Origin of the sequence: Pseudopedobacter sp., from assembly GCF_040392825.1 — a bacterium.
Lineage (GTDB): Bacteria > Bacteroidota > Bacteroidia > Sphingobacteriales > Sphingobacteriaceae > Pseudopedobacter.
Genome location: NZ_JBEBVH010000181.1, coordinates 1 through 8,532, shown reverse-complemented (window position 1 = coordinate 8,532; position 8,532 = coordinate 1). Strand labels below are relative to the sequence as shown.

Genomic DNA, 8,532 nt, shown 5'->3' with positions numbered 1-8,532 from the left:
TAGATACTTCTCGCAGGACGATAGACCAACACAAGTCCATATAATACTACAAGATAAGATGGTTTTAATATATTGTTTCATAGAAATACCTATTAAAAAGTGATATTAGTGCCTAAATTAAATCTCTTAACTGTTGGATACGCTCCCTGCGACGCCCAGCCTGTCCCGGCAAAATTAGATTCTCTGTCGTCAGGCATTTTTGTCCATACCAGAAGATTGTTTCCATTCATGAATACCCGAACACTCTCAAGGCCTATTCTTTTTATAAGATTTGAGCTTTTGCTAAACGTATAGGCTATTTCAGCATTTTTCAAGCGGACATAGGAGCCGTCAAACATAAATCTATTACCCGGATTATAGTTGCTTGGAGTAGAGAGCCAGCGAGGTAAAGGAACATCTGCATTGACATTATCTTTAGACCAATATGTCCCTTCGTTGTAAACTAAATGGTTCTGACCTGATAAGCTGTTAAATACAACCTGTCTGGTTACGTTATTTACGCCATACACCTGTACAAAAGCGCTAAATCCCTTCCAGTCAAAACCTAAGGTCGCATTAAAGGTGTGTTGAGGTACTGAAGGATATGCATAAGGTATGTTATCTTTTGAGTCTATAATACCATCACCGTTATAATCTATAATATAATAGTTGCCGGGTAGTTTCTGGCTATCTCCGTTATCTGTAATAGTACTTGCATACAGTTCATCCCAGGTATTATAATAACCGGCGCTTACATAAGAATAGGTTTGACTGATTTGCTTTCCAGCCCGTTTTTGGTAATCAGGAAGTAATAACGCATCATCAGCTTCCAGTACTTTGTCTTTAGCACTGGTATAATTTACATTTCCCCACAAGCGGAAATTTGATCCCAGCTTTTTATCTACGGCCAATTCAATTTCGTAGCCTTTATTTTCTACTTTACCTAAATTAGCAACTGGCGGGGCTACACCATAGTAAGATGGTATTGCTCTGTTTGCTCCTGCGATGAGTATATCTGTACGCTTATCTCTAAAGAAATCTACTTTACCGGACAGCAAGCCCTTAAAAATGCTAAAATCAACTCCAATGTTTGTTTTCTTTACTTTTTCCCAGTGCACTTCAGGGTTACCTAATGCGCTTTCTCTATACCATACATAGGGGCTGGTTTCTGAACCTTCTCCCACTACTCCCAATTTAGTTTGATTCCCATACGCCCATTGTGTCAGATATAACCATCTTCCGTTTACATTATCATCACCAATAGCGCCATAAGATGCCCGTATTTTAAACATGTCCAGAAATGTTAATGGTTTCATGAAACTTTCTTCTGATAACATCCAGCCAATACCTCCAGAAGAAAAGAAAGCGAAACGATTTTCCGGACTGAACTTATCAGACCCGTTATAAGCTCCGTTGTACTCAAACATATATTTGTTAGCATAATTATATGTCGTACGGAAAACCCAATCTTCGCGATGATAGGGTATCTCGCTACCCGTAGCATATTGGTTACGGTTAAATAACCCCATAGCAGTAATGTTATGCTTAGCTAACTGCACTCCATAATTTAGCTGTGCCTGGTAAAAAAGTCGACGATAAGTAGACCAATTTTGTACTGATCCAGGGCTAGTAGACCAGTTAATACCGTTCTGAAAATCAAATCTGTTAGTTGCATCAAATGCCTGTTCATAAGTAGTGCCCCCGGTTTCAGGGTTTATCCATTTCGACTGTATACCGTTGTACAAATCATTAACTCCCCTGCCCCCTTCCACAAAGGTATTATCCAGCGCTAGCGTGCCTTTAAAATTTAAACCTTTTACGAGTTTACTTAAATCTTGATCAAGCGTAAAATCTGTTGTGATACGGTTGGTTGTGGTGTACTCGACTCCGCTTACCGCCAGTATTCTGGCAGAGTTTAGACCGCGTTGTACATTAGGTGCATGATAGCCCCAGGTCCCGTCAGAATATTGTGGAATAAATACATCAGGAGCTGTGGAATATGCTGCTATCCAATAGGAGTAATCGCTATTTGAAGCTCCCCATGGACTTTTCTTCACTCCGCGTGAGCCTGAAAGATTAACCTTAAAAAGTGTCGACTTGGACAATTGAAAATCCAAATTACTTCTAACATTCAAGCGGTTAAATCCATAACCCGGCTTGTATCCCCGGTCGTTATCAAAGGTTCTAAACAAGTCGCCTTCATACAGATAATCTGCACTGGCAAAATATTTGACTTTACTGGTACCTCCGGCAATGTTCAGATTGGCATTATGCGACATAGCATAGTCCTTAAACAACACCTCGTCCCAGTTTACATTGGGATAACGTTCTGATTCTGCCAGATCAGCCGGAAAACGATATTTATCTATAATGGCTTGGGGAAGAATATCGTTCCAACTTTCGGGTCGCAGTGCAAGTTCGTATTCTATGACTTCGTTACGAATTCTCAATGCATCGTAAGCATCATATTTACCAGGTAGCTTTGAGGGCACCTTAGCTACGTTATTAATTGTTCCCCGGATAGAGGCCTTTCCTTCTTTACCTCTTTTTGTGGTAATCAAAATCACACCGTTTGCACCTCTAACTCCGAATACTGCTGTAGCAGAAGCATCCTTAAGCACAGATACAGATTCTACCGAACCAATATCTACACTTGTCATCGGGCGTTCGATACCGTCTACCAGAATAAGCGGTCCTGTATTATTCCAGGTACTTCTCCCCCTGATAATAATTTGTGGGTCTTCTTCCCCAGGCATACCTGTACTAGCTGTTGTTACCACTCCCGGTACGTTACCTGTTAAGGCCGCTCCTATACTGGATACTCCCCCAGCCCTTTCAAGTACTTTACCGGTAGTTTGTGTTATTGCTGCAACCACACTCTCCTTTTTCTGCGTACCGTAACCAACGACCACTACCTCGTTTAGCAATGCCATATCGTCTTTAAGCACTACTCTCACCTCTGTTTTTCCTCTTACATCTATTTCCTGGGTTACCATACCGATGTAACCAACTGTAAGCGTATTTTTATCAGCAGGTACGTCTATCGAAAACTGCCCGTCTACATTGGTCATAGATCGTATTTCAGCCCCCTTTACCGACACAGAAGCTCCTATTAACGGATTCTGCAATTCATCTACAACAGTTCCTCTTACAATTCGCTTAGATTGTGCCATAACGGTGCTTCCCAATAAAAGCAACATTAAACCGATGAGATAAAATTTAGGTAACGGCAGACTGATATTACAACTGTAATATTTAATACCATTACTTATCGTAGCGTTTTTTTTCATTATTAAAAAAAGATTTTGAGGTTTCAAAAATTATTTTTTTTAGATGCCATCCCAGAATACGATTTTCTTGTAATGGATTTCGTACAGGATAGACCTGGTTTTAGTAAATATTTGCCATACATGTTGAGTTTATAATTCCTTTAATAAATATTGTAAGTCTATTATCTCGCTGTATAGCTAAGTTGGCGCTTTCATTTGTAGCTTGGTTTAGGTTTCATACTAATGTAATGTATCATATTTTTTAACTGTCATTGTCTTATGCAATCGGTTGCTTTTTTGAAATCCAGAAAATATTTAATCGTGGACTTCCTCAGCAGACATTTAAAAAAATGGTTTATAATTATCTTCTAAAGTATATACAGGGAGCCTTCTGTCAATAGCACATTTGTTTAAAATTATGTCCTTGATGTTCAAACCTTAAAAAAAGAGCGTTTAAACACTATTCTGTCCCTTTTTTATATATCAGAAATTTCTATCCAACTATTTAAAGCCCTAATATTTTCTGAATTGGAAGGAAAAATACCGAAGCAGTATATCTCGTTGAAGCTTATGTGTTTCAAAATGATAAAAAATATTTCCTTTATTTCTGTAGCCGAATCAACTATTAGCTGGTCAGCCATACATCGCATTGATTGTCGCCTGATAGTCAATAGTTTCTGACCACTTATAGGTTTGATAGATGGCATTGCCATTCTCCTCTTATGACGTTCATATGAACGACAGCTAGTGTCGAATCCTACCCGTTCCGGCAGGCAAGTACTTCGGTAAGCTGTCTTACGGCAGTTAGGCTGTCTTATTCAAGACTTTGCGCAAAAGTCAATATAATTGGACCTTGTTTGATAACGTATATTATTACTTTGTTATTACCCCTTTATCTGTTCTCTTTAAATTGAGGTATTCTGAAGGTAACATATCGAATTTAGATTTAAACGCTCTGGCAAAATAATTAGGCGTGGCAAAGCCTACCGAATAACATATTTGGGAGATGTTCATTTCACTTTTTTCCAAAAGTACAGCCGCCCTGTCCAGCTTTAATGTCCTAATATATTCTACTGGGGTTTGCCCTGTAAGATTTAATACCTTGGAATAAAGAGATCCTCTGCTCATGCCTATATGCTTACTTAAATCTTCGACAGACAATCGTGGATTAGTAAGATTCGCTTCTATATACTGTACAATTTTACTTAACAACTTTTCATTATCAGATTCGATCTCAATATCAGAAGCGGAGAGATTAATTCTTTTACTGTAAGTATTTTTAAAACTCTCATTTAACGCCAGCAAATTTTGGATCTTAACGTATAGGATATCAAAGTTAAAAGGCTTAGCCATATAATCATTTGCTCCGGTTTTGAGTCCTAAAAGTTCATCTTCTTCTCCGGTGAGCGCTGTTAATAAAAGAACGGGGATATGGTTAGTACGCTTATCTGATTTGATCTTTTTACAGAGTTCTACTCCACTAACATAAGGCATACTTATATCGCTTACTACCAGCTGCGGATGTGCAGACAATACTTTTTGCCATCCTTCCTTACCATCGCCCGCTTCCACTATACGGTAATACTTCTTGAGGCTCTCCTTCAAATAAGAACGGAAATCTTCATTGTCTTCTATCAATAGAACTACCGGCAAATCTGGAGTTTCCTGCCCGCTTTCCTCATTTTCATGGTTATGACTTTCCAACTCCAGAATATTATTAAAAACGACCGCATCTTCTTCTAGAGCAAGTATATCCTCAATTTTTTGTAAAGGCAGTTTTATGGTAAACACGGTTCCTTTACCTACAATACTCTCTACCTCTATGGTACCTCCATGTAGCTTCACAAATTCCCTGGCAATACATAAACCTACACCACTTCCCTGATTTAATACCGCTTCGCTGGTTTTACTTTGAAAAAAACGGTTGAATATCTTTTCTTTTGCAGAGTCTTCTATACCAATTCCAGTATCACTTAAAGTTATTTTTATACCTGAGTTTTCCAGAGGGTCTATATATAATGATACTGTGCCGTTTTTTGGTGTAAATTTAAATGCATTGGACAACAGGTTAAACAAAACGCGTTCAAGTTTATCATGGTCAAAAGAAGCAAAGTAATATTTTAACGTACTTTTAAACTCAAAATTTATCAATTTTCGCTCTGCTAAATCACGAAACGACTCTGCAACGTCTTTAGAAAAAGCTACTAAATCTCCCTCTCTCAAACACAGCTTCTGTTCCTGCTGCTTTATATTGCGGAAATCCAGCAACTGGTTTACTAAATTCAGCAAGCGTCTTGAATTTCTCCTGATCATATTCAATTGACTAGATTTTGAAAGACTTGTTTCCTGCTGTAACAGTTGCTCAACTGGTCCCATGATTAATGAAATGGGTGTACGGAATTCATGGCTGATATTTGTTAAAAATTTAATTTTAAGCTGATCAAACTCATGTATACGTTCAGCTTCTTTCCTTTCTTGCTCAATTAATTGTTGTACTTGAAGCCTTTCCTGTTCCAACGCAAATTTGGCTTTTAATCGTTGTATTCCTCTGTGTCGCATGTACCACAAAGACAATACAATGATGCAGAAATATAAAATATAAGCGTATACTGTTAGCCAGAAAGGAGGTCGAACATTAACTTTAATAGAGGTTATCGGCGTACTCCACTCTCCTGCATCACTTGATGCTTTTACCTGAAAAACATATTCTCCTGGACTCAAATTGGTATAAATTGCAGTATTTGCCTCTCCTACACTATTCCATTCTTTGTCGAAATTTTCCAATTTATAGAAGTACCTGTTTTCTTGGGGAGAAGTATAATTTAGCGCAGCAAAACTCAAAGAAAAGTTTTGTTTATAGTCTAAATTGATCTCTTTTGCAATTGAAATGTGTTCTTCTATATAAGAGTCTTTGGAAGGTAAAACACTTTGATTGGCCACCTTCAAGTCTGTAAATACCACTCTGGGGATATTTCTATTCAAATATAGGGCCTTGGGGTTGAAATAATTAAAACCGTCTGTACCTCCGAAAAACAATCTTCCGTCTGCCAGCTTTAATCCGGCACCATGTACAAAGGGGCTTTTTTGTACTCCATTATAGCTGGAGTAATTTTTAAATGTTTTATTAGCTACGTCGAAACTGCTTATTCCTTTGTTAGTACTTAACCACAATTTGCTTTGCTCATCTTCTAAAATTTTATATACAACGTCATTAGCTAACCCATCTTTCTCCGAGTACCAAATAAAATTGTCTTTATCTGTACTATAAGACACTAAGCCATATCCTGGTAATCCGAGCCATATTTCACCTGTTGTGGATGGATAAATAGTTGAAATATTGTCACTTGGGAGATTACTGTTTGTTTTATTTATTATCTTGGAGTACCCACTTATTGGATTATAAACTGCAATTCCAGCTCCACATGAACCAATCCAAATATTACCTTTCTTATCTTCTTCAATAGCTCTGATAAATCCATTCAGTTGAACCCTTTTAAGGTGTTCGTCTTCGTGACCAAATTTTACGAACACTTTCTTCTCAAAATCATAACAATCTATGCCCTGACCGTTGGTTCCCATCCAAACATTACCTCTACTATCGCGCTTTATACAGAATATATCATTTCCACTAATATTATGCGGGCCAACTCCTTTCTTTATCTGTCTACTTTGCCCGGTTTTAGTATTAACTATAAATAAACCATTTGAAAAAGTACCTATCCACAATTCGTCATTCACTTTCTCCATTGCCAATATTGACAGACCATTAATATTTTCTGAGACCTTTATTTTATGAAAAGTACCTGATCTCATATCAAATAAATTTAGACCTCCGCCATCAGTACCTACATAAATACTAGTGTTATCCGCTTGCACAAATGACGTTATTACAGGAACATTTAGCCCTTTTGGATCATAGGGATTACTTTGTCTTAAATTAAAAAAAGCTAAATTTTTATCGTATTTATTTACCCCACCCCGAAAGGTGGCAACCCAATAAATGCCCTGATTGTCTATCATAATAGACTTTACTGCTTTCCCTATTAAGCTAAAATTGTTTCTGCTACTTCTGTTAACTCTGGTAACATGTTTGGTTTCCGGGCTTATAATGTTAAGTCCCTCTTCTGTTCCCACCCAAATTGCTCCATCTGGTTCTTCGTCTATAGCATAAACCATATTGGAGCTTAAGGAAAATATATCAGAGGGATTATGCTGATAATTTATAAAAGATTGGTTTGTTATATTAAACATGCTTAGACCATTAGCTGTAGCTACCCAAATATTTCCTTTTTTATCTTCACAAAGTGAGTTAACAGCATTATCTAACAAAGCATTTTTTTGTCTGTTCGATTTCGCAAAATGAGTTATACTTCCCTTCGCCTCATTATAGCGATATAGACCTGTAGACGTCCCTATCCAAATATGGCCTCTTTTATCTTTGAGAAGTCGCGTTACTGTATTATCCAGTATAAATTTATATTTAGCATTTTCCAACTTAGGAGAAATAAAACGCTTGGTCTGGATATTCAAAACTTCTAAGCCCTGATATCCTCCAATCCATATATTTCCATCGCTATCACCTGATATAGACAAAATAGCCTGATTTTTTCCATCCGGATAATTAATGAATGAGTCTGACTTTCTATTATATCTAACTATTCCCGCTCCAGTGCCTATCCACAAATTACCATTAACATCTTCATACAAATCCAGGATCTCATTGGATATTAAGCCTGACGAATTATGCCTATAAATGGTGAAATTTTTACCATCAAACTTATTCAATCCATCATCAGTAGCAAACCATAAAAATCCATATCGGTCTTTAATAATAGCGTTTACCGTATTAGAAGATAATCCTTGCTTGCTACTAATGTTTATAAAATTGAGTTCCTTTTCGTCCGCTTTTACCGACAAACTATTACAGCCTAAAACAAATAATAGAAAAATGTATTGAAGTTGCTGCTTTAATATAATCATATCTTTAGATTAACGGTATGTGAGTTATATCTAGTTTCTTTAACAATTGCATTACACAAATTCAAGCGAATTCTCAATGGCATACTATTGTCTGTTATAATTGGTTTTTCTAATATAAATAGAAGAATAGAATAAAGATACTTTTTATAACACTTATCTTATATAAACTTTGTCTAATATAATGGAACAAATGTTCAAAATACATAAGCTGGACAAAATAGAAGCGGAGTCGAGGGCCAACTCCGATCTCTTTCAAACAAATTAAAAAAGGATTAGGGATAATAAACCAATGATATTATAAGTA

Annotated in this window: 2 protein-coding genes; both read right to left on the bottom strand. The window is 36.9% G+C overall.

Translation table 11 applies throughout. The features are described 5' to 3' along the window. Positions 1-92 precede the first annotated feature (92 nt). On the bottom strand, positions 93-3,269 hold the full coding sequence (locus ABWO41_RS12685; protein ID WP_353138469.1) for a SusC/RagA family TonB-linked outer membrane protein: 3,177 nt from the start codon (positions 3,267-3,269) through the stop codon (positions 93-95). A gap of 852 nt (positions 3,270-4,121) precedes the next feature. Further along, on the bottom strand, positions 4,122-8,228 hold the full coding sequence (locus ABWO41_RS12680) for a hybrid sensor histidine kinase/response regulator transcription factor (RefSeq protein ID WP_353138466.1): 4,107 nt from the start codon (positions 8,226-8,228) through the stop codon (positions 4,122-4,124). Positions 8,229-8,532: the final 304 nt, after the last annotated feature.

Excerpts from the sequence above, each read along its gene's own strand:
- ABWO41_RS12680 (WP_353138466.1), bottom strand. The coding sequence starts at position 8,228 with ATGATTATATTAAAGCAGCAACTTCAATACATTTTTCTATTATTTGTT.
- ABWO41_RS12685 (WP_353138469.1), bottom strand. The coding sequence starts at position 3,269 with ATGAAAAAAAACGCTACGATAAGTAATGGTATTAAATATTACAGTTGT.